We start from the raw sequence: 22667 nt of genomic DNA on the forward strand, positions 1-22667 counted from the left end.
TGATCCCCTCCTGGACCTCCCCGACGGGTCGGGTGGAGGCGAGGTCGGGAATGGTGCGCGGCGGGGCGTCGGTCGTGGTGGTCGCGGAAATGGGCCTGCCGACACTGGCCGCAAAGCCGGCCAGCACGGCAGGCCCATTTCCGCGACCACGGGCGCCAGCGGCGAAGCGCCGCATGTGAGGAAAAAGAGCTGCGGCATGTTGCATGGGACATAGGGAGATGGGCGTCAGTAGCAACGCGCCGCATGTGAAGAAGAAGAGTAACAGCAAGTTGCAAGGCGCGCAGGGAGAGGGCGCCTTGCAACTTGCCGCATTTGGAGAAAAAACCCTTCGTTTGCCTTTAAGAGGCTTTCAAAGCAAAAATTCCACCCCCTTCGGCCCGAAGGGCCGACGGCTGGGCGAGGCCGGAATTGGGCCTTTCGAGCCAGGAGCGCAGCGACGGCATCGAAAGGACCAATTGCGGCCTCGCATCTTCGCGCCGCGCGCATCGCATCTCCCGGTGACCGGCGCCTTCCCCGCCCGCCAGAGCCGACCGGGGGGCCTGGGGGGCGTGACGCCCCCCATTGGGGAGGTCCAGGAGGGGCAAAGCCCCGCCTGGTAGGGTCTGGGGCAACGCCCCAGCGGGTGCAGGGCAGCGCCCTGCCCGCCGGAGGCATTCCCCCGTGCCCAACCGCTATTCCAGTCCGTACCGCTTTAACTTCCGCCACAGCGACACCCGGTCGATGGCCAGGATGCGGGCGGCTTTGGATTTGTTGCCTTCGACCTCTTCGAGCACGTCGCGGATGTAGTTTTTTTCGTGTTCTTCCAGGGTCGGCCAGGCGTTTCGGGCGGCGTGGCGGGTGGGGCGCACGCGTTCGTCGCGAAGGTCGGCCAGCAGGTGTCCGGGTTCGATGACGGCGCCGTCGCAGATGGCCAGGGCTTTCTGGACGATGTTTTCCAGTTCGCGGACGTTGCCCGGGAATTCGTAAAGCAGCAGCCGGTCGAGGACTTCGGGCGAGAGGGAGACTTCGCGCCCCAGCGGCGCGGCGTGTTTGGCCAGGAAGTGGCGGGCTAGAAGCGCAATGTCTTCGCGGCGCTGGGAAAGCGGCGGCACGTGGAGCGTGACGACGTCGAGGCGGTAGAAGAGGTCCTGGCGGAAGGCGCCGGTTTCGGCTTCCTTTTTGAGGTCCTTGTTGGTGGCCGAAAGCACGCGGGCATCCATGGGGGCTTCCTCGGTGCCGCCGACGCGCAAAAACGTGCGTTCCTGGAGCACGCGCAGGAGTTTGACCTGCATGGACAGGGGCAGTTCGCCGATTTCGTCGAGAAAAAGCGTGCCGCCGGAAGCGGCCTCGATGAGGCCCTTGCGCCTTGCGGCGGCGCCGGTGAAGGCTTCGCGTTCGTGGCCGAAGAGTTCGTTGCTGATGAGTTCCTCGGAAAAGGCGCCGCAGTTGACGGCCATGAACCGGCCTTCGCAGCGCTGGCTCAGGTCGTGGACGGTGCGGGCCACGAGTTCCTTGCCGGTGCCGGTTTCGCCGGTGATGAGCACGTTGCATTCCAGGCGGGCGACCTGGACGATGGCTTCGCGCAGCGCCTCCATGGCCGGGCTTTGGCCGATGAGCCGCGACAGGCCGGTGGTGGGGTCGGCCTTGCGCTTGAGGCTGGCCAGTTCGCGGCGCATGGCCGATTTTTCCAGGGCCTTGGCCGCCTGGGCCAAGACTTCCGCGACCTGGACGGGCTTGGCCACGTAGGTGAAGGCGCCGGCGCGCATGGCGGCCACGGCCGAGTCCACGGCGGCGTGGCCGGTTGCGACGATGACTTCCACTTCCGGATAGCGGCGCTTGACCGCGGCGAGCAGCTCCATGCCGTCCATTTCCGGCATGCGCAGGTCGGTGAGGACCAGATCGTAGGCGTCCTCGGCCAAAAGCGCCAGGGCCTGCCGCCCATCGGCGGCGGCAGCCGTGCGGTAGCCGGCCTTGGCCAGGATATGGACGAGGTTTTCCCGGGCGATTTCCTCGTCGTCGACGACCAGGACGCGCTGGCGGCTCACGGTGCCGGCTCGCTTTCCCCGGGCGGGCGATCGGTCAGGGGCAGGCGGAGGACGAAGGCGGCGCCGTGGCCGGCGGCGCTTTCCACGCTGATGGTGCCGGCGTGTTTTTCGACGATGCCGTAGACGATGGAAAGCCCCAGGCCCGTGCCCTTGCCTTCCTCCTTGGTGGTGTAGAAGGGGTCGAAGATGCGGCTTTTTATTTCCTCGGGCACGCCCGGCCCGGTGTCGGACACGGTGATGACGGCCTGGTCGCCCTCGGTGTCGCGGTGGGCGGCGAGCACGACCTCGCCTTGCGGGCCGACGGCCTGGATGGCGTTTAAAAGCAGGTTGAGCAGGGCTTCCTGGAGCCGCGAGGCATCGGCGGCCAGCGTCAGGTCGCCGGGGACCTCGGCCCGCAGGCGCACGCCCGAGCAGGCCTGGCACTTGACCAGGCGCAGGGTGCGTGCGGCGAGCTCGGCCAGGTTGACCGGGCGCAGGGAGAATTCCTTGGCCCGGGAGAATTCCAGCAGCCCCTGGACGATGTCCCGGGCGCGCAGGGTTTCCTGGGAAATGTTGCCGAGAAGCTTGCGCAAAAAGGCCGGGTCGGCGGTTTCCAGCTCGTCCTTTGCGATCTGGCAGGAGGTGGAGATGTTGTTGAGCGGGTTGTTGAGCTGGTGGGCCACCCCGGCCGTGAGCGTGCCGATGGAGGAGAGCTTGCGCGTCTGGACGAGCTGGTCCTGGCGGCGTTCGATCTCGGCCACCATGCGGTTGATGGCTTCCATGACCTGTTCGATCTCGTCGTTGGTGGCGACCACGGGAATGCGGTTGTAGCGGCCGGCGGCGATGTCCCGGGTGGCCAAGCGGATGATGCCGAGCGGCTTGAAGATGTTGCGGAACATCAGCACCGGCAGGGCGACGCCGAGGGCCAGGGCGACGAGCACGGCGCCCAGCAGCTGCCAGGCGAGCAGGCGCAGCAGGTCGTGGATGCGGCCGCGCTCGAATTCGACCACCCGGTCGGCGGCCTCGGCCAGGGCCTTGCCGATTTCGCGCAGTTTGAGCGCCGCCTCGCCCTCGGCCTCGACCTGGCCCGGACCCGAGGCGGCCAGGGCGTCGAGGCCCTCCCGGTACTGGCGCAGCAGCGCCCCCATGGCGTCGAGCTGGGGCGAGACCTTGAGGTCGCGGGCCTCGGCCGTGAGCACGGCCAGGGTCTGGAAGGACTGCACCAGGTAGCGCCGGTCCTCGTCGAGGTCCTCGGGCAGGCCGTAGAGCAGGTAGTTTTTCTCGTAGCGCCGCACCTCGAGGATGGTGTTGGCGATGACATGCCCCAGGCGCATGAATTCCAGCTTGTCCTCCATGGTGGACAGGTCCTCGTAGGATACCAGGGCCATGGCGCCGATGCCGACGACATAGAACAGCAAGATGACGACGATGCGCTGGCGCAGATTGAGCTTGGTGCGAAACGGTCCCGGCATGACGGCTCCCTGGCCTGCGGTTGCGGCCATGGCTTCCCTGCTTACCCTCGCCGAGCCCGATGGGCAAACCCTGATTGCGAACCGGCGGGACCTCAGGTTTCCTCGTCGGCCAGGGGGGGGACGGGTTGGCCGAGTTCCTGGGCCCGCAGCACCCGGCGCAGGACCTTGCCGCTGCGGGTGCGCGGCAGGCTCTGGCGCAGCTCCACGGCCCGGACCACGGCGATGGGGCCGAGTTCCCGGCGCACGTGCTCCCGCAGCTGCGCGGCCAGGGCGTCGGCGTCGGGCAGGGCGCTCACCCAGGCCGGGTCGGCCACGACGAAGGCCTTGGCCACCTCGCCCTTGATCTTGTCCGGCACGCCGATGACCGCCGCCTCGGCCACGAAGCGGTGGGCGCAAAGCGCCGCCTCGATCTCGGCCGTGCCCAGGCGGTGGCCGGCGATGTTGAGCACGTCGTCGGCCCGGCCCTGGATCCAGAAGTAGCCGTCCTCGTCGCGCCGGGCCACGTCGCCGGCGAAATAGGCGCCCGGGATCCGCTCCCAATAGGCCCGGCGGTAGCCGTCCGGGTCGCCGGCAAGCCCGGTGAGCATGCCCGGCCAGGGCGTTTTGAGCACGAGGAAGCCGCCCTGGCCCGGGGGCACGGGATGGCCCTGGCCGTCCACCACCGCGGCGGACACGCCCGGCAGGGCCTTGCCCACGGAACCGGGCTTGAGCACGGAAACGGGCATGGGCGAAAGCATGGCCATGCCGGTTTCCGTCTGCCACCAGGTGTCGAGCACCGGGCAGTTGGAGCGGCCGATGTGCTTGTAAAACCACATCCAGGCCTCGGGCGAGAGGGTCTCGCCCACGCTGCCGAGAAGGCGCAGCGTCGAGAGGTCGCGTTTTTTGGGGTACTGCGGGCCGTAGCGCATGAGCATGCGGATCAGCGTCGGCGTGGTGTAGAAGATGGTCGCGCCGTAGCGTTCGATGATCGAGGGCAGGCGGTCGGCCTGGGGGTAGAGGGGGTGGCCTTCGTAGAGGATGACCGTGGCGCCGGTTAAAAGCGGCCCGTAGACGCCGTAGGTGTGGCCGGTGATCCAGCCCGGGTCGGCGGTGCAGAAGTGGATGTCCGTGGGCTTGATGTCGAAGACGGTGCGGAAGGTGTGGTGGGCGCCGACCATGTAGCCGCCGTGGCCGTGGACGATGGATTTGGGCCGGCCGGTGGTGCCGGAGGTGGGCAGCCAGAAGAGCGGGTCGCCCGCTTCCATGATTTCCGTGGCCGCTTCCGGGGATTCCTGGCGCAGCAGGTCGTGGTAGTAGAGGTCGCGGGGTTCGCGCATGTCGATGTCGGCGCCGGTGCGGCGCACCACGACCACGGTCTCGGCCGCGTCGCCGGCCACACCGTCGAGGGCCTCGTCCACCACGGCCTTGAGGTTGATGCACCGGCCGCCCCGGTAGAAGCCGTCGGCCGTGACCAGCACCTTGGCCTGGGAGTCGCTTAGGCGCTCGCGCAGGAACTTGGCCGAGTAGCCGGCGAAGACGAAGACGTGGACCGCGCCGATCTTGGCCGCGGCCAGCATGGCCACCACGGTTTCCGGGATGGGCGGCAGGTAGAGGCAGACCCGGTCGCCGCGCGACACGCCAAGGGCCCGCAGGGCGCAGGCGAAGCGGTTGACCTCGCGGTAGAGCTCGAAATAGGTGAACTTGCGGCAGTCCCCGGCCTCGCCCTCCCAGATGAGCGCCAGCTTGTTCTTGGTCCAGATGTGGACGTGGCGGTCCAGGGCGTTGTGCACGATGTTGCCGCGCGCCCCGGGAAACCAGCGGTAGAAGGGGGCCTGGGAATCGTCGCACACGGCGTCCCACTTGCGGTGCCACTCCAGCTCCAGGGCGGCCTTTTCCCAGAAGGCGCGCGGGTCGGCCTCGGCCAGGCGGTAGGCCTCGGCCAGCTCGGCCGGCTTGACGTTGGCCTCGATGACCGTGGCCGGAGCCGGCCGGAAGACGCGCTCCTCCACGAGCAGGGCGTCGAGCGTTGCTGGGGTCGGCATCCGTATCCTCCTTGCCGGGTTCGGCGGGAACCCGGCTACAATCCGAGAATCTGCTTGAGCTCGCCGATGCGGCGCCGGCCGATGGGCAGCTCGATACGCGTCTTGCCGGCGGTGCGCAGCATGAAGTTGCCGCCGGGCAAGGTCGCGATTTCCGTCACCTGGTCCAGGTTGACGAGGTATTTGCGGTGCACCCGGAAAAAGCGGTGGGACCGCAGCCGTTCTTCCAGGTTTTTCAGGCGATACGAGGTGAGGAGCTTCTGGCCGGCCGTGTGCACGAACGAGTAGTCCTCGTAGGCCTCGATGAAAAGGATCTGCGTGTAGGGCAGCAGGATCGTGCGCCCGTCCAGGGTGATGGGCAGCTTCTCGATGTCGACCGGCCGCTCGTGGCCCATGTCCCAGGCCTGGCGCAAGGCGGACAGGAAACGGTCTTCCTCCTCGCCCTCCAGGGCCACCCGCACCGTTTCCTCGTCCTCGCCCTCGCCGTCGGCGGTGGCGGCGGCCTGGCCGGCGGGCCGCCACTGGGCCGGCGGGGCCTCGCGGAAGGCCGGCTTGTAGCGCGAGAGCCGCTCCAGGGTCTGGGCGAAACGCTGGGGGGGAAACGGCCACAACAGGTAGTCGGCCGCGCCGAGCTCGAAGGCCCGGAAGGCCCTCGCTTCGTCGGCGGCGATGAAGATGAGCCCCGGCTGGCGCTTGGCCGCGATCAGCGCCTCGGCCAGCTCGAAGCCGCCCACCTCGCCCGGCAGGTCCACGCCGCAAAAAAGCAGGCCGTAGGGAATGGCCCGCAGCAGTTCCGACGCCTCGTAGGCGTCCACGGCCTCGCCCAGCACCCGGATGAAATCCGCCTCGGCCAGCCGGGCGCGCAGCGTCGCGCGGACCTCGGGGTCGGGATGGACGAGCAGGGCCGTGATGCGGTCCATGGCGTGCCTTCCTAGGAGGCCGCGAAAAGCGAGGGTTGGGCCTGGCGCCGGGCCAGGGCGTCGGCCAGGCGCGCGGCGGGGGCGGCCGTGTCGGCGGCGTCGAGCACCGCATCGGCCCCGGCCCGGAAGGCGGCCAAGGCATCGCCCTCGGGGGTGTCGCCGAGGAGGAGCACGGCCATTTTCTCGCGCAGGCGCCCGGGCAGGGAGGCCACGGCCCCAAGAAGCGCGGCGCCGGCCGGGCCGTCGGTTGCGAGCACGACCGCCGGGCGGTGGAAACGCACGTCGGCCAGGGTCTGGGCGGGGTCGGCCGCAGCCGCGAGGGCATGCCAGCCCGGGGCGGCGAAGGCCTCGGCCACGGCCAGCCCCCAGGCCGCATCCAGGCCGTCGGCCAGGCCGGTCATGACCAGGCGCGCCCCCGGGGGCACGGGCCTTGGCGCGGGCAGGGGCGCGGCGGTCGCTTCGGCGGTCGGGGCCGGGGCCGGCGCAGTGGGCACGGCGGCGGGCCGGGAGTCATCGTTTGGGCCGGCGGCGAAACCATCCCCTGCCTCCCCTGGCCCGGTGGCGGCCGTGGCCCAAGGCGCGCCGGGTCGGCTCCCCTCGGGCGACGGCGCAGCCGGGGCCGGGCCGGCTTTGTCTGTCGCGCCGGCTTTGTCTGTCGCGCCGGCCAGGCTGGCCGGGCCGGCCCTGTCGGTCGGGGCGGGCGGGGCCGCCGGCGGCAGCGATCCCTCGAACACGGCGCCGGTCGCGGTGCGGACAAAGGTGCGGCGCTGCCCGCAAGCCGGGCAGGTGAAGGCGGCCCGGCCGCCGAGCGGCGGCTTGTCCGGGGCGAGGTGCAGGACGTAGCCCCCGCAGGGGCAGGGCACGGCGGTTTCCTGGCCGGTCATGGCGCGCCTTCCTTGTGAGCCGCGGCGGGCGGATCGAACGTCAGGCCGGTGATGGTGGAGATGGCCTCGCCCCGGGCGGCCTTGACGGCATCCAGGGCCCGGGACAGGGCGGCCCGGTCGGCGGCCCGGGAGATGGCCGTTTCCTCGCTGACGATGCCGGCGGCGTACAGGGCGGCCGTGGCGGCGTCGAAGGTGACCATGCCGTAGGGCGCGCCCTGTTCGATGATGTCGGCGAAGCCCTCGGCGTCGCTTTGGCCGGACAGGATGCGGTCGCGCACCCGAAGCGTGGCGCAAAGCACTTCCACGGACACGGCTCGGCCGCCGGCCTGGCGGGGCAGCAGGCGCTGGGCGGCCACGTAGCGCAGGCTGGCGGCCAGGCGCTGGCGGGCCAGGCGCTGTTCGGCCGGGGAAAAAAAGGCCAGCAGCCGCTCCACGGCGCCGGCGCAGTCGGCGGTGTGCAGGGTGGTCAGGACCAGATGGCCGGTTTCGGCCGCGCCCAGCGCCGCGTCCACGGTCTCGCGGTCGCGGGCCTCGCCGACGAGAATGACGTGGGGGGCCTGGCGCAGGGCCGAGCGGATGCCGTCGGCGAAGCAGGGGAAGTCCGTGCCCAGCTCGCGCTGGGTCACCAGCCCCCGGCCGGCTGGCAGCAGGCATTCCACCGGGTCCTCCAGGGTGACCACGTGCACGGCCCTGGCCTCCAGGATGGCGGTGGCCAGGGCGGCCAGGGTCGTGGACTTGCCCGAGCCCGTGGCCCCGACCACCAGCACCAATCCTTCGCCCAGTGCGGCCATGCGCGAAAATACCGGCGGCAGCCCGAGGCCCTCCAGGCGCGGCGGGCTGCCCGGCAGGCGGCGCAGCACCAGGCCCAGGCTGTCGGCGGCCCGGGCCACGTTGACCCGGAATCGGGTGCCGGCCGGATGGACGTAGCCGGCGTCGCAGGCGCCGCGGGAACGCAGGTCGGCCAAAAGCCGCGCGTCGGCGCCGACGATGCCCCGGGCCAGGGCCTCGGTCTGGGCCGGGGCCAGGCTGCCGGCCAGGCCGGGCAGGGCCAGGGGGACGAAGGCGCCGTCGCGAAGCGCCCCGGCCGGGGCGCCGGCCATGAACAGGTAGTCCGAGGCCGTGGGCGCGGCGGCCAGGGCGGCGCCCATGACCGCGTCGAGGACGTGGCGCGCCATGGGGCTAGGCCGCCTTGTCCGGGGTTTTGGGGGCCACGGCGGCGAAGCGCGTCTTGTTGACGGCGTTTCGCCAGGCGTCGGCGCCGTCGATGCGCCCGGCGGCCAAAAGTTCCAGGAGCGCGTCGTCGAGGGTGCGCATGCCGGAGGCCTTGCCCGTCTCCAGCACGGAGAAGATCTGGAAGATCTTGTTTTCCCGGATGAGGTTGCGCACGGCCGTGTTGGCCAGGAGGATCTCCTGGGCCAGCACCCGGCCGGGGGCGTCGGCCCGGGGAAAAAGCATCTGGGAGACCACGGCGCACAGGGATTCGGACAGGGCCGAGCGGATCTGCGCCTGCCGGTCGCCGGGAAAGACGTCGATGATGCGGTCGATGGTCTTGGCCGCCGAGACCGTGTGCAGGGTGGACAGGACCAGGTGGCCGGTCTCGGCCGCCTCCAGCGCCAGTTCGATGGTCTCCAGGTCGCGCATTTCGCCCACGAGAATGATGTCCGGGTCCTCGCGCAGGGCGCCGCGAAGCGCGGCGGCGAAGGAGCGGGTGTCGCGGCCGACCTCGCGCTGGTTGATGAGCGCGTTTGCCGAGGCGTGGACGAACTCGATGGGGTCCTCGATGGTGATGATGTGGTCGCGCCGGTTCTCGGCGGCGTGGCGGACCATGGCGGCGAGCGTGGTGGATTTGCCCGAGCCGGTCGGGCCGGTGACCAGGACCAGGCCCTTGGGCCGCATGGCCAGTTCGCCGAGGATGTCGGGCAGGCCCAGGTCGGCCAGGGAGGGCACGGCCTCGGGGATGGCCCGGAAGGCGGCCGAGACGCCGCGCTCCTGGCGGAAGTAGTTGGCCCGCATGCGGCCGATGCCCGGGGCGGCGTAGGCGAAGTCCAGGTCGCCGGTCTCCTCGAAGGCCTTGACCAGGCGTTCGGGCGCGATCTCGTAGAGCAGGGCCTTGAGTTCCTCGGATTCCAGGACCTTGTACTTGATGCGCTCCAGGCGGCCATTGAGGCGCAGCATGGGCTGGCAGCCGCTGGCCAGGTGGAGGTCCGAGGCGCCGGTGTCCTTGAGCATCTTAAAGAAGGCGTCGATCTGGGCCATGGCACCGCCGGGGGTTGGGGGTTGGGGACGCTCCCCCGTAGCACGGAGACGGGGGGTTATGGAATCGCCGGCATAGGCCGCGTTTCGGGCATGGCTTTTGTAAAGCAGGTAACGGATTCCGGTCACCCTGCCGCGCGGGCGGGGAAAAGGCCGGAAAACGGTGCATCGCGGCGAGGGGTAGGCTCGCCGGGAGTTTAACGAAATGAAACGGTCGGCGCCAATGCATGAGAATATGAAACGCCAAAGGGGCGTTGGGAATTCGAGGTCCGGTTTTTTTTTGACCATTGCCGACCGTAGGTATCGTTAAATAACGATAAGGAGCGACGGGGATGCGGGAGAAGACGTCGGGAGAGGTCAAGGAGACCTACACGGTGCAGGAAGTGGCCAAGCTCCTCAAATGCAGCGACCAGACGGTGCGCAAGTTCATCAAGGGGCGGGCGCTTCGCGGGGTCAAGGTCGGTCGTGGCTGGCGCATCAGCCACGACGAAGTGGTGCGGCTGACACGGTTGCAGGGCTAGCCGAGAGCACGGGCAAAACGCGGGAATCGACACGTGGCCAAGGATACCGAGAGCACGCCGAACCAGCGGCTTTTAGAGCTGATCCGCAAACCCGCCGCGGCGGCCGCCGCACCGGCTCGGGCGGCGGCCGGCCCGATCAAGGCGGCGTTTCGCGCCAAGCCGGGTTTTTTTGCGCGACTTTTCCCCCAAAGCAAAGGGATCGGGGTCGGCGTGGACATTTCCCAGTCCACGCTGGCCTGCCTGAAGGTCCGGGGGCGCGACGCCGGCTTCGAGCTTTTGGGTTCGGCCATCGTCGCCATCCCGGACGGGGTGGCCCCCGGCAGCCCGGAATTCGTGTCCCTGCTGCGGCGCACCCTGTCGGACCTGTGCGGCCAGGGCCCGGTGCCGAGCGTCTGGGCCGCCGCCCAGAGTTCCCGGGCCAACGTGCAATTCGTCACCATTCCCAAGCTGCCTTCGCGCCAGGTGGACAACGCGGTCTACTGGACGGCGAAAAAGGAAATGGCCTTCGACGACGGTTCGGTGGTCTTCGATTTCGAGCGGCGCGGCGAGGTGACGGAAAACGGCGCGTTGCGGCTGGGCGTTTTGGCCTATACCGCCCCGCGCGACGCCGTGGAGGTGGTGCGCGGGGATTTCGCCAAGGCCGGCTTCCCCCTGGCCGGGCTCACCCTCGAACCCTTCGCCCACCAGAATATCTTCCGCCGCAAGCTTTCGCCCGAACCCACGGCGGCCCGGGCCAACCTGCACGTGGGCCAGAACTGGTCGCGGCTGGAGATCTACAGCGGCGGCAACCTGATGTTCGTGCGGGTCATCAAGACCTCCATGTCGGGCATGGTGCAGGCCGTGCAGGAAGCCCTGGAGGCGCACCAGGCCTCCTCGCCCCAGGCGGCCCGGGAGGAGGCGCCCCGGCCGGGCGAGACGCTGGATGCCGGGTTCGAAGGCCTGCCCCTGGCACCGGAAATAGCCGGCGTGCCGTTGCTCGACCTAGACACCCAGGATGGCCTCGGCGGCGGACTGGTGCTGGAACTCGATCCCGAGCCGACGACGGCACCGGCGCCGGCCGCCGAGGAGGCCGCCCCCCGGTCCGAGGTGAACCTGGAGCAGGCCCGGGAGGTTTTCGACAACATCGTCTACGGCTGCGAGCGCCTGGACGAATGCCATCCCGGGGCGGGGCTCGGCCCGACCGAGGTCATGGGCATGCTCGAGCCGGTGGCCTCCCGGCTGGTGCGCCAGGTGGAGATGACGCTCAAGCATTACCGGGAGTCCCTGGGCTACGAGGCGGTGACGCGCCTGACCGTGTCCGGTTTTCTCGGGGCCAGCCCGCTTTTCGTGTCCTACATCGGCGAGCAGGCCGGGTTGCCCTGCGCCCCCCTCGACCCCTTGGCCGGCAGGCTCGCCACCGCCCGCGACGCCGCGGGCCAGGCCTGGCCCGGGCCGGCCTGGACCCAGGCCCTGGGCCTGGCGGTTTCCGGCGAGTCCATCACGCCAAACGGCCTGTTTACCTACGTGGCCAAGGCAGCGGTCCAGGTCTCGCGGCTGCTCGAGCAGTGGAGCCTGGTGGCCCTGGCGGCGGTGTTGGCGGCCATGGCCTATTTTTCCTTCGATGCCTCGAGCAAGCTGCGCGCGCTTACCGCCGAGCGGGAGTCGCTTTCGCGGGAGATGACCGCCCTTGGGGCGGCGGCCGACATGGGCAACCTGTCCCGCATGACGACCGATCTGCGCACCCGGCGTGAGGCCTTGCGCAAGTTCGCGTCGCGCAACCGGGCGGTGGGCGTGTTCGAGCAGGCCCTGGCCCTGGTTCCGGACGGCGTGACCCTGGGCACGCTGACCTTCGAGGACGGCCCGCCGTCCACGGCGCCGAAAGCGGCGCCCAAGGAGGCGCCGGCCGGCAAGAAAGCCGAGAACAAGGGCCGGTTGGTGCTGGAGGGCATGATCAGCGGCGACGCCCGGCTGTTTGATTCCATGCTGGCCAGCTATGTGGTGGCCTTGGAGGGGTCGGCGCTGTTTGAAGACGTTGCGGTGAAAAAGAGCGAACTCGAATCCCTGGAGAGCGGGGCCACGGGCCTGCGCTTCGTCCTCGGGCTCACGCTTTCCGGAGAATAGGTCATGACGTTTGCCGAAATCAAAAGGCGCCTTCCGCCCCGCACCCTGGCCTTCCTGGCCGTCGGGGCGCTGGTGGCCGGCGGGTTCATGGCGATGTTCATCGTGCCCGACTATCGCCAATGCCAGGTCCTGACCGCCGAAAACGCCGGGCTGCGGGCGACCCTGGAAGTGCGCCGCCAGATGGTGCCGGTGGTGGAGACCCTCAAGAAGGCCCGGACCGACCTGCCGGAGGTGACGGCGATGACGGGCCAGGAACGCCTGCCGCTTGCCGAGGTCGGCCGGCTGGCCGCGATCATGGACGGCCTGGCCGCGCCCCTGAGGCTGCGGCTGACGCAGGTGTCGCCGGACCCGTCCTCGGTGACGCGGGACGGGCTGGTGGCGGTGCGGCTGGCCGTCTTGGGCGAATCGGACAGGTTCCGGGAGTTTTTGTTGGCCCTTGGCCGGTATGCGCCGCTGACGAAGGTCGAGTCCGTGGTGACGCACGTCGGCCGCGACGGGCGCGAGTACCGGGTCAAATGCTGGCTGTCCGTGGGCTAGGCTGGGTATCGGGCAAGGGAGCGGGAGTGGCATGAGCCGACGCGAAAAAATCATCCTGGCCGTGACGTGCATCGTGGCCGTTGTGGGGCTCTGGATCGGCCTTGGCGGCAACACGGTCCGGGAGCATTTGGCGCCGTCGGCCGGGAACGAGGCGGCCCAGGCCGGGGCCATGCTGGCGAACATCAAGGAGACGGCGCTCACCCCCACCGAGATCGCCCTGCTCGGGGCCATCAACAGCCCGTGGCCGGCCAAGGCCTTTTACGACAAGCCCTTCGCCGACCAGGGGGCCAAGCCCGTCGCGGCCCAGCCGCGCTACACGGGCTACGTGGAACTGGGCTCGGGCAGGTTGGCCGTGGTGGACGGCATGGAATACCAGGTCGGCGACGCCCTGGAGAGCGGCGGGTACAAGGTGGTGTCCATCGCGCCGGATCAGGTCGTACTCGAAAGCCTGGTCAACGCGCAGCGGATGACGCTTCCCTACGAGGGGCAGGAGTCCCGCGGGAAATAGGGTCTGGCGTGCCGTTTGCGGCGCGCGGGGAGAGGGCATATGCGAGTTCGCGTCAGGCAGGAGAATCGATACGGTCGGGCTGTGGTGGCGGCGCTGGTCACGGCGTCCCTTATTCTGCCGGGCTGCGTGAAGCAGCCGAAAAAAGACGCGTTCGTACAGCACTGGGACACCCAGGCCAACAAATCGGAAGGCTATTCGCCGACGGCGCGGCCGCGCAAGATCGAAAAGGACCAGTCGGCCATCGTCACCAAGAAGCAGGTGAAGGAAGAGGCCAAGCCGGCCAGGCAGCTGCCCAAGCAGCGGGTGACGCTGCGCATGTACGACACGGACCTGGTGGCCGTGGTGCGGGCCATGGCCCGGGCGGCCAACCAGAACGTGGTATTGTCCTCCTCCATCCCCGGCTCCACCGGTTCCGGCCAGGGGCAGGGCCAGGACAAGGGGGGCCTGCGCATCAACGTCAACGTGACCGACGCGCCCTGGGACGAGACCTTCACGAGCATCCTGACCACCAACGGCCTGACCTATTCCATGGACGGCGACATCATCCGGGTCATGACCCTGGCCGACATGGAGCAGCAAAACAAGATCAAGGAAGCCGACAACAGGCGGGCGGCCGAGGCGGCCAGGGCCAGGGAACTCGAGCCCTACGAGACCTGGAAGGTTGAGGTGAACTTCGCCGACCTCGACGAGCTTTCCGTGACCCTCAACGCCCTGTGCGGCAATACGGCGACGGTGCCTGGCCTCGGTGAAAAGAAAGTGACGGATATCATCAAAGCTTCCAGCGGACCGTCCAGCCGCGGCCGCAGATCCGGCTCAAGGCCTTCATCGTGCAAACCGACATGTCCACGGCCCAGCAGCTCGGCATCCAGTGGGGCGGGTTGCTCAAAAACTCCAACTTCCAGCTCTCCCCCGGCCAGGCCGGCACCATCACCTCGACCAACTCCACGGGCAATACCGGCACGACCTCGGCCACCAGCACCACCACCGGCGGCACGGCCGGATCGACGCTGGCCACCTCATCGACGGCCAGCAACGCCACCACGGGCGCCACCGGGGTCACCAACGCCATGACCCCGATCTACGGCGGCGGCACCTCCGGGCAGGGATTCGGCATCAACAACCCGGCCAGCCTGACCTCGGCCGCCACGGGCCTTGGCGCCTCGGGCACGGCGCTCAACTTCCTGTTCGGCAAGATCGGCGAGAACGTGCTCGAAGCCCAGCTCACCGCCCTTGCGGCAGACAACAAGGTCAAGATCCTCTCCAGCCCGACCATCACCACCATGGAGAACAAGGAAGCCTACACCGAGAACGGCAAGAAGATTCCCTACGTCTCCACCTCGCAAAACGGCACCAACGTCCAGTTCGCCGATGCCCTGCTGCGGCTGCAAATGCTGCCCCACGTCATCGACGGCAGCAACCTGCGCATGAACATCGTGGTCAAGGACGACCAGGTCGACGAGAACCAGAGCAACTGGGTCCAGGGCAACCCGCCCATCTACAAGCGGGAAACCCGTTCGACCCTGGTCGTGGAAGACGGCGACACCATCGTCATCTCCGGGCTCACGCGCGATACCGTGACCAATGGCCAGTCCGGGGTACCGTTCCTGGGCGATATCCCGGGGCTCGGCTGGGCCTTCAAATCGAAGAGCACCACTGTCGAGCGGGCGCAAATCCTCATCTTCGTCACGCCCAAGATCCTCAAGGAAAAGCCGATTGCGCCGGTGCCGCCCCTGGCCGATCACGTGGCGCCGCAAGCCGCCGGCCGTGAACCCATGGCCACGGCCGAAGCCGTCAAGCCCTAAAGGAGGCCGATCATGAGTTACCATCTCGCCCTGGGACTGGAACGGGAACCGTTCTCCAACTCCCCGGATCCGGACCTGCTTTATCGGGCCAAATCCCACCTGGAATGCCTGCAGCACATGGAAATCGCCGTGCGCCTGCGCCGGGGGCTCAACGTCGTGCTCGGCGAAGTCGGCACCGGCAAGACCACCCTTGGCCGCGAACTCGTCCGCATCCTCGGCGCCGACCCCGACATCGAGGTCCACTTCCTCGACGACCCCTACCACGCCACACCCGTGGAATTCCTGGAAGCCCTGTGCCGGCTCTTTGCCATCGACACCACGCCGCTTGGCCGCGACGCCGGCCTGCTGCGCGAGGCCCTCAAGGGCGGCCTGCTCTCCCGCAGCGCCGACGGCCGGCGCATCGTGGCGCTCATTGTCGACGAAGGCCAGAAAATCACCCCTGAGTGCCTGGAGCTTTTGCGCGAGCTGCTCAACTTCGAAACCAACACCCACAAGCTCCTGCAAATCGTCATGTTCGCCCAGACCGAATTCGAGGCGGTCCTGGCCGCCCGGCCCAACCTCGACGACCGGGTGAACTTCCGCTACCGGCTGCTGCCGCTCGACCGCAGGCAGACCCGGCGCATGATCGAAACGCGCCTGACCCTGTGCGCCCCCCAGGGACAGGCCCCGGCCATCTTCACCCCCCTGGCCATGCGCCGCATCCACCGCCTCACGCGGGGCTATCCCCGCAAGATCGTGCGGCTTTGTCACCTGTCCATGCTGCTGGCCGTGGGCTTCGGCAAGACGCGTGTAAGCTGGGGCCTGGTCGGCCGGGCCGCCAGGGATACCGTGGGCGCGACGGGGCTGTGGCTGCGCCGGGCGGCCCTGGCCGGCGGTTTCGCCGTGGCCCTGGCCGCCGGCTATTACGGCCTGGCCGGCCATGGCTGGACGGGCCTGCGGCAGCAAGCCGACGGCCTCTACGGCCAGGGGCGGCAATGGATCGCTTCCCTGACGGCACCCGCCGCTGCGATCAACCCGGGCACCGCCGTGGCGACGGACGTTCGGGATGCCCCCGAGGCCCCCGTTGCCGCCGCGGCCGCCGAGCCAGCCGACAGCATTTCCGTTGAACAGGTCGCGGCCGATGCCGCGGCCGACGACCTGGCCGAAACCGTCGCTGCCGCCGTCAAGGAAACCAAGCCCGCTCTTTCCCCAAGCCCACAAGAGTCCAGGCCCGCCGTGGCCGCGAATGCGCAAGGCGGCAAGCCCGCTGTGGCCGCAAGCGCGCAAGACACCAAGCCCGTGGCTGCCGCCGCCGTGCAAGACACCAAGCCCGTGGCGGCCGCCGCCGCCCAAGAGGCCAAGCCCGTGGCGGCCGCCACCGAGGCGCCGGCCACCGATTTCGCCGCCAGCTTGGCCAAGGCCCTGCAACCGCCGGCGCCGGCGCAGCCGGTCGCGCCGGCCGCGGTGACGGTCGCCGCGACCAGCCCGGCCCCGGCCCAGGCGACAGCCCAGCCTGCCAGCCCGGCCGCAGCCCAGGCCGCTGCCCCGCACCGGACGCCGGACCGGCCCCGGGCGGCGGCCAAAGGCGCGGCCTCGGCCCCGGACCGGGAGGTGGCCCCGGCGACGGTTGCGGCCAATGGTCCGGCTGCCGTGACTCCGACTCCGGCGCCCCAAGGGGCCGGGCTCCAGGCGGCGGCGCCGGCTTCCGCCTCCCCGGCCACGCCGACGCCCGAACCCGTGCCCATGGCCGCCGCAGCCATGGCCGGCCAGGCGCCCGCCGGGTCCGGACGCGGCGGCATACTGCCCGAAAACCCCGTGGCCGCCCATGGGGCGACATCCCCGGCCGGGCCGGCCGGCGCGGCCACGGCTACCCCGGCCGCGTCCCCCGTCACCCCGGGCCTCGGCGCGGCCATGGAACTGGCCGCCGCCGCCTTGCCGCCCGATGCCAAGGAACAGGTCATCGTCGTAACCACCGAGGACGGCCTGCCGGCCATGCCGCAACCCCCGGGCCAGTTGACCGCGCCGCCGGTCCTGCCGGCCTCGCCCCTGGCCCCGCCTGCCGCCACCGGCCATGGCCTGGCCGCGCCCGTTGCCGCCGCCTCCCAGGCTGATATCAACAGGATCGGCGAGGCCTCGGTGCGCCCGGGCTGGGCCTTAAGCCGCCTGGCCGCCCGCGTCTACGGCAACGGCGGCCGGCCGGTGCTGTCGGCCATTGCCAAGGCCAACCCCGGTGTGGACATGGCCCGGCTGCGTGCCGGGGAATCCCTGGTCTATCCGGCCATCGCGGCCAAGGCGCCCCCGGCCGGCTCCTGCCTGGTCAAGCTGGCCGCCGCCGACAACCTGGAGCAGGGCCTCACCCTCGTTGCCAGGGCCAAGGACCGCCACAATCTTTCCCTGTCGCTTTTTTGTACCAGGGGCCCGGGGGCGCAGGCTCGTTTCGATGTGGTGCTGACGGCCCTTTTCGCCGATCAGGGCCAGGCGCAGGTCGCCCTGGCCGCCCTGCCTCCCGAGCTGGCCGCCAGGGCCACGCTGTTAACCGGCTTTCCGGAGGGCACGACCTATTATACCGACCTTGGCGAGTCGCGGGGCGACACGCCGGTGCGGCCGCGTGCCGTGGCCGGGCGCCAGGTGGCCGAAAGCCGGCCGGTGGCGGGCGAAGTGCGGCCCCTGGCCGTCGCGGTGGACGCGGCGCAGCAGTAAACCGGACCCGAAAGCGCCGAAGGATAGTTCATGGAGCCCAGAAAACGCCTGCGCCTTGGCGAAATGCTCGTCGCGGCCGGATTGCTCTCCGAGGACAAGCTGCGCCAGGCCTTGGCCGCGGGCAAGCGGGCCGGACTGCGGCTCGGCCAGCAACTGGTGCGCGACGGCACGGTCAAGGAAACGGATATCGTCGACCTCATCAGCCGCCAGATGGGGCTGGCCAAGTACACCCCGGAACGGTTCCCCGTGGACGGGCACCTGGCCTCCATCATCCCGGCGGAAATGGCCCTGCGCTCCAAGCTCGTACCCCTGTCCAAAAGCGGCAACCTCATCCGGGTGGCCATGCCCGACCCGCTGGACATCAGCTCCATCGAGGACATCGAGATCTACAAGAACTGCGAGGTGGAGCCGATCATCTGCACCGAGCGCGAGCTCGGCTACCTGACCAGCGCCATCTACGGCATGGGCCTTGGCCTCGAAGGCGTGCTCGACAGCATCGAGAGCATGCGCGGGGACGAGGTCAAAACCGAGGACCGCTCCGGCGACGTCCAGGTCAGCTCCCTGGAGGACATGGCCGGCGAGGCGCCGGTGGTGCGCTTCGTCAATTCCCTGCTGTCCCAGGCCGTGCGCGAGGGGGCCAGCGACGTGCACATCAGCCCCGAGCGCGACCAGGTGCAAATCCGCATGCGCATCGACGGCAAGCTCAAGGCCGTGCCCTCGCCCCCCAAGCCCATGATCCTGCCCATTGTCTCGCGCATCAAAATTCTCGGCAACCTCGACATCGCCGTCAGCCGGGTGCCCCAGGACGGCCGGTTCACCGTGGCCATCGACAAGCGCGAGATCAACATCCGCGTCTCCACCCTGCCGACCATCCACGGCGAGAACCTGGTCCTGCGCCTGCTCGACATGAGCGCCGGCGGCCTGATGCTCACCGACCTCGGCCTTTCCGCCGAGGATCTGGCCAAGATACGCCTGGTCGTGGACAAGCCCTACGGCATGTTCCTGTCCACCGGCCCGACGGGCTCGGGCAAATCGACCACGCTTTTTGCCTTGCTGCGGGAAATCAACCGTTCCGACATCAACATCATCACCCTGGAGGACCCGGTCGAATACCGGATGGAGGGCGTGCGCCAGGTGCAGCTCAACCGCCGGGCCGGCATGACCTTCGCCAGCGCCCTGCGCTCCACCCTGCGCCAGGACCCGGACGTGGTGCTCGTGGGCGAGATCCGCGACGCCGAGACCGCGGCCATCGCCACCCAGGCGGCCCTGACCGGCCACAAGGTGCTGTCCACCGTGCACACCAACGATGCCGCCGGCGCCATCATGCGGCTGATGGACATGGGCATCGAGCCCTTCCTCGTCTCCTCGGTGCTCATGGTCTCCATCGCCCAGCGCCTGGTGCGCCGCATCTGCCCCAACTGCGCCGAACCCTATACGCCCAGGCCCGAGGTGCTGCGCTTCTGGAACCTGGACGGGGCCGAGGGCGCCACCTTCATGCGCGGCCGGGGCTGCTACCTGTGCGGCGACTCGGGCTTCAAGGGCCGGGTGGGGCTTTACGAGATCCTGGTCATCGACGAGGATATCCAGGAGATGATCAACAAGCGGGCCACCTCCCGCGAGATCAGCCGGTTCGCCGCCGACACCGGCCGGCTCAAGCTCCTGGAGGACGACGCGCGCCTGAAGATCATCGAAGGCAAGACCACCTTCGAGGAAGCCTCCTCGGCGATCATGCTGTAATCCTGGGCCGTGAAAGGGAACGTCCGTGCCGCAATTCAGCTATGAGGCCATCAACGAGGCCGGCAACACCGTAAAGGGCGTGCTCGAGGCCGAAAACCCCGAAGCGGCGAAGCTGCGGCTTTCGGGCATGGGCTACATTCCCGTGAGCGTCCAGCGCGGCGGCGGCGCGGCCGCGTCCTCGGAGGCCTGGAGCCTCAGGTCCCTTTTGTTTCGCGTCAAGCCCCAGGAATTGATTCTTTTCACCAAGCAGTTGCGCACCATGCTCGGCGCCGGCCTGTCCATGCTGGAAATCCTGCGGGTCCTGGAGCAGCAGACCGAAAATCCCGTCCTGCGCCACGTCTGCACCAACATGTCCGACGACGTGAAAAAGGGCTCCACCATTTCCAATGCCCTGGCCAAGCACAAGGGTGTTTTTTCGGAACTCTACGTCAGCATGGTTCGGGCCGGCGAAACCGCCGGCGCCCTGCCCGAGGTCCTCGAACGGCTCATCTACATCATCGGCCACGAACACCAGGTCCGTTCCGACATCCGCTCGGCCCTGCAATACCCCGTCACCGTGGTCATCGCCCTGGTCATCGCCTTTTTCGTGCTGCTGACCTTCGTGATCCCGGTTTTCGCCAAGATCTTCGCCGCGGCCAAGGTGGCCCTGCCCTGGCCCACCCAGGTGGCCATCAACCTCAACATCGCCATCACCCAGTACTGGCACGTGGGCTTGGTGCTGCTGGCCGGCATCATCGCGGGCCTGTACTTCTGGTTCAAGACCGAGGGCGGCAAGGTCGCCCGGGACGCTTTTTTCCTGCACATCCCGGTCATCGGCATGCTCTTTCGCAAGGCGGCCATGTCGCGTTTCGCCTCGATCTTTTCCATCCTGCAAGCCAGCGGCGTGCCGGTCCTGACCACCATCGACATCCTCGTCGACACCATCGGCAATGCGGCCATCTCTCGGGAATTCAAGCGGATCCAGGACATGATCCGCACCGGGCAGGGCCTGGCCGGGCCGTTGGCCCGGGCCAAGTACTTCACGCCCATGGTGGTGACCATGGTGGCCGTTGGCGAGGAGTCGGGCAACCTCGACGAAATGCTCGCCGCCATCAGCGAGCACTACGACGCCGAGGTCAGCTATCAGGTCAAGCGGCTCTCCGACGCCCTGGGGCCGGTGCTCATCGTGGGGCTGGCCGGTGTGGTGGGCTTTTTCGCCCTGGCCATTTTCCTGCCCATGTGGGACATGTCCCAGGTGGCTTTCAAGCGCTGAGTCGCGCTGTAACCGCTTTATTCCTTCAAACGACGGACCGGTACGGGTTTGCCCCGGTGGGCGCGCGAGTGAGACGACAAGGGCTGGGCCTCATGCGGCGGCGGTTCGATCTGAGCCTGGCGGTGCTCGTTCCCGTCATTTTGGGCGGCGTGGCCATGCTGGCGGTGCTTTCGGCCGGGGTCTTGCCGCACCTTTTTCCCAGGGTATTCTCCGAAGGGGACTTGGTCGCCCCGGCCGTGGCGGCGGGCGTGTGCGTGGCCGTGGCCTCGGCGGTGTTCGTGTTGCTGGCCCTGCGCCCCATCAAGCGCCTGCTCTCGGCCGCGCCGCCGTCCTTGTCCGTGCCTGCCGTCCCTCGGGGAAACGCCTTGAGTGAATTCAACAAATTGGATCTGGTGGCCGAGCACATGGCCGAGGTACTCGGCAAGCTCGACGCCCGGGCCCAGTTCCCGGACATGGTCGGCGAAAGCCGGGTCATGCGCGGGGTCTTTTCCCAGATCCTCAAGGTGGCGGCCACGGAAACGACCGTGCTCATCCTCGGGGAATCGGGCACGGGCAAGGAACTGGCCGCCCGGAGCATCCACGCCAAAAGCGGCCGGGCCTCGGGTCCGTTCGTGGCTGTCAACTGTGCCGCCATACCGTCCGGACTGCTCGAAAGCGAGCTTTTCGGACACGAGAAGGGGGCTTTCACCGGAGCCCATGCCCGCAAGATCGGCAAGTTCGAGCAGGCCGCCGGTGGGACGCTTTTTCTCGATGAAATCGGCGACATGCCACTGGAAACCCAGGCCAAGATCCTGCGCGCGTTGGAGACGCGGCAATTGGAGCGGCTGGGCGGGACGGGCCGGGCCCTGGCCGTGGATGTGCGCATCATAGCCGCCACCAACCAGGACCTGCCGGCCATGATCCGGTCCGGGAGCTTTCGGGAGGACCTCTATCACAGGCTGCATGTCTTTCCGCTGCGGCTGCCGCCCTTGCGCGAGCGGCGGGAGGACATCGCGCTTTTGGCCGGCCGGTTCCTGGACGCCATCCGGCCCGGGGCGACGCTGTCGGTTGCGGCCTTGCAGCGGCTTTTGGCCCATGACTGGCCGGGCAACGTGCGGGAGCTCAAGAACGCGGTGGAGCGGGCCTCGGTGCTGGCCGGCGAGGCGGCGGTGGGGCCGGAGCATCTGCCGGGGTTTTTCGGTGTTTCCCGGGAAGGCTCGGACCAGGGCGGGGGGTGCCGTGACCTGGACACGCTGGTTTCGGGCTATGAGCGATCGCTGATCGAGGCGGCCCTGGCGCGCACGGGCGGAGTGCAGTCCCGGGCTGCCGTGGCGCTTGGCATCAAGGAGCGCAGCCTGTGGCACCGGGTGAAAAAGCTGGGCATCGATCCGGCCGCGTTCAAGGAAACAGGCGGGAAATGACCGTGCTCCAAAATTTGGTGGTCAGGCCATCATCTTTTGGAGTATCGTCCGGGAACGCGCATGGATAAAAGGCCTGGAACAGGCCGATCCACGCCCTTCCTTCCCGGTCGCCGCTATCGGCACGGTTCCTGCTTGCATATTGGCGTCGCCTGGTGGCGGCAAACCCTTATCGGAGGAGAAAGGAAATGGTTGAAACCAAGATAGGCGCCACGGGGCAGCAGGGCTTCACCCTGATTGAAATCATCGCCGTGCTCGTCATCCTCGGCATCCTGGCCATCGTGGCCGTGCCCAAGTATTACGACCTGCAGAGCCAGGCCAGGCAGTCCGCCGCCAAGGGCCTGATCGCCGCGGCCCAGTCCCAGCTTTCCATGGGCTATGCCATTTACAAACTGAACAGCTCCTGGACCAATACTCCGGCGACCGAATGTACAAAAGTTGCTGTCAGTGGCGGCTCGGGTAACGTGTATTGCGGTACTGGTAACTGGGACGAGAATATTCTTATCACGGCCAACGTGGATGGCGGTTCGTCTTCCACAGGGTATTGGAACACGCCTGAAAAATAAATTTTATAGAGTTGTGTC

The 22667-nt window shown here is 68.7% G+C and carries 18 protein-coding genes and 1 pseudogene; 11 read left to right on the forward strand and 8 right to left on the reverse strand.

The features are described from left to right. Positions 1 to 671 precede the first annotated feature (671 nt). The 7 genes from ACP59X_RS04100 to ACP59X_RS04130 form a co-directional block, all read right to left on the reverse strand. A complete protein-coding gene (locus ACP59X_RS04100) occupies positions 672 to 2024 on the reverse strand; it encodes a sigma-54-dependent transcriptional regulator (RefSeq protein WP_428565343.1) in 1353 nt (450 codons plus the stop codon). Beyond that, complete coding sequence (locus ACP59X_RS04105) at positions 2021 to 3505, reverse strand: sensor histidine kinase (protein WP_428565345.1); 1485 nt, start codon at positions 3503 to 3505, stop codon at positions 2021 to 2023. The genes ACP59X_RS04100 and ACP59X_RS04105 overlap by 4 nt, the downstream gene beginning before the upstream one ends. 62 nt (positions 3506 to 3567) lie before the next feature. Next, a complete protein-coding gene (acs, locus tag ACP59X_RS04110) occupies positions 3568 to 5496 on the reverse strand; it encodes an acetate--CoA ligase (RefSeq protein ID WP_428565347.1) in 1929 nt (642 codons plus the stop codon). A 35-nt stretch (positions 5497 to 5531) separates the two neighbouring features. Continuing rightward, positions 5532 to 6413 (reverse strand): LytR/AlgR family response regulator transcription factor, encoded by an 882-nt coding sequence (locus ACP59X_RS04115; RefSeq protein ID WP_428565349.1) that lies wholly within the window; start codon positions 6411 to 6413, stop codon positions 5532 to 5534. An 11-nt stretch (positions 6414 to 6424) separates the two neighbouring features. Then, the gene (locus ACP59X_RS04120) at positions 6425 to 7297 is read right to left on the reverse strand and encodes a hypothetical protein (RefSeq protein WP_428565351.1); all 873 of its coding nucleotides are present in this window, start codon (positions 7295 to 7297) and stop codon (positions 6425 to 6427) included. Then, positions 7294 to 8472, reverse strand: coding sequence for a type IV pilus twitching motility protein PilT (locus ACP59X_RS04125; protein WP_428565353.1), 1179 nt, complete (start codon positions 8470 to 8472; stop codon positions 7294 to 7296). The genes ACP59X_RS04120 and ACP59X_RS04125 overlap by 4 nt, the downstream gene beginning before the upstream one ends. A 4-nt stretch (positions 8473 to 8476) precedes the next feature. Next, positions 8477 to 9553, reverse strand: coding sequence for a type IV pilus twitching motility protein PilT (locus ACP59X_RS04130; RefSeq protein ID WP_428565355.1), 1077 nt, complete (start codon positions 9551 to 9553; stop codon positions 8477 to 8479). Positions 9554 to 9882: 329 nt separating this feature from the next. Between ACP59X_RS04130 and ACP59X_RS04135 the strand changes: the two genes are divergently transcribed. The 4 genes from ACP59X_RS04135 to ACP59X_RS04150 are packed head-to-tail and all read left to right on the forward strand — an operon-like array spanning position 9883 to position 13216. Continuing rightward, entirely contained in the window at positions 9883 to 10071 is a 189-nt protein-coding gene (locus tag ACP59X_RS04135; RefSeq protein WP_428565357.1) for a helix-turn-helix domain-containing protein, read from the forward strand. 33 nt (positions 10072 to 10104) lie between these two features. Continuing rightward, positions 10105 to 12171 (forward strand): hypothetical protein, encoded by a 2067-nt coding sequence (locus ACP59X_RS04140; protein ID WP_428565359.1) that lies wholly within the window; start codon positions 10105 to 10107, stop codon positions 12169 to 12171. A 3-nt stretch (positions 12172 to 12174) separates the two neighbouring features. Then, complete coding sequence (locus ACP59X_RS04145; protein WP_428565361.1) at positions 12175 to 12708, forward strand: hypothetical protein; 534 nt, start codon at positions 12175 to 12177, stop codon at positions 12706 to 12708. Positions 12709 to 12739: 31 nt separating this feature from the next. After that, complete coding sequence (locus ACP59X_RS04150) at positions 12740 to 13216, forward strand: hypothetical protein (protein WP_428565363.1); 477 nt, start codon at positions 12740 to 12742, stop codon at positions 13214 to 13216. A 191-nt stretch (positions 13217 to 13407) separates the two neighbouring features. Here ACP59X_RS04150 and ACP59X_RS04155 read toward each other — a convergent pair whose 3' ends face one another. Beyond that, complete coding sequence (locus ACP59X_RS04155) at positions 13408 to 13611, reverse strand: hypothetical protein (protein ID WP_428570030.1); 204 nt, start codon at positions 13609 to 13611, stop codon at positions 13408 to 13410. Between ACP59X_RS04155 and ACP59X_RS04160 the strand changes: the two are divergent. From ACP59X_RS04160 to ACP59X_RS04190, 7 genes and pseudogenes are all read left to right on the forward strand, one after another. Beyond that, a pseudogene (locus tag ACP59X_RS04160) lies at positions 13568 to 13720 on the forward strand (hypothetical protein); the annotation flags it as partial. The gene ACP59X_RS04155 and the pseudogene ACP59X_RS04160 sit on opposite strands and share 44 nt — an antisense overlap. A gap of 323 nt (positions 13721 to 14043) precedes the next feature. After that, positions 14044 to 15018: a type IV pilus secretin PilQ gene (locus ACP59X_RS04165; protein WP_428565365.1), complete on the forward strand. Its 975-nt coding sequence runs from the start codon at positions 14044 to 14046 to the stop codon at positions 15016 to 15018. A 12-nt stretch (positions 15019 to 15030) separates the two neighbouring features. Further along, positions 15031 to 17697 carry an ExeA family protein gene (locus ACP59X_RS04170; RefSeq protein WP_428565367.1) on the forward strand — a complete coding sequence of 889 codons (2667 nt, stop codon included), beginning with the start codon at positions 15031 to 15033 and terminating at the stop codon, positions 17695 to 17697. A 30-nt stretch (positions 17698 to 17727) separates the two neighbouring features. Continuing rightward, entirely contained in the window at positions 17728 to 19434 is a 1707-nt protein-coding gene (locus ACP59X_RS04175) for a GspE/PulE family protein (RefSeq protein ID WP_428565369.1), read from the forward strand. 25 nt (positions 19435 to 19459) lie between these two features. Further along, positions 19460 to 20686 (forward strand): type II secretion system F family protein, encoded by a 1227-nt coding sequence (locus ACP59X_RS04180; RefSeq protein ID WP_428565371.1) that lies wholly within the window; start codon positions 19460 to 19462, stop codon positions 20684 to 20686. Between the two features lie 92 nt (positions 20687 to 20778). Further along, the gene (locus ACP59X_RS04185; RefSeq protein WP_428565373.1) at positions 20779 to 22086 is read left to right on the forward strand and encodes a sigma-54 interaction domain-containing protein; all 1308 of its coding nucleotides are present in this window, start codon (positions 20779 to 20781) and stop codon (positions 22084 to 22086) included. 185 nt (positions 22087 to 22271) lie between these two features. Further along, positions 22272 to 22649, forward strand: coding sequence for a type II secretion system protein (locus ACP59X_RS04190; protein WP_428565376.1), 378 nt, complete (start codon positions 22272 to 22274; stop codon positions 22647 to 22649). Positions 22650 to 22667 lie beyond the last annotated feature (18 nt).

Source organism: Solidesulfovibrio sp. DCME, from assembly GCF_049995385.1.
Taxonomy (GTDB): domain Bacteria; phylum Desulfobacterota; class Desulfovibrionia; order Desulfovibrionales; family Desulfovibrionaceae; genus Solidesulfovibrio.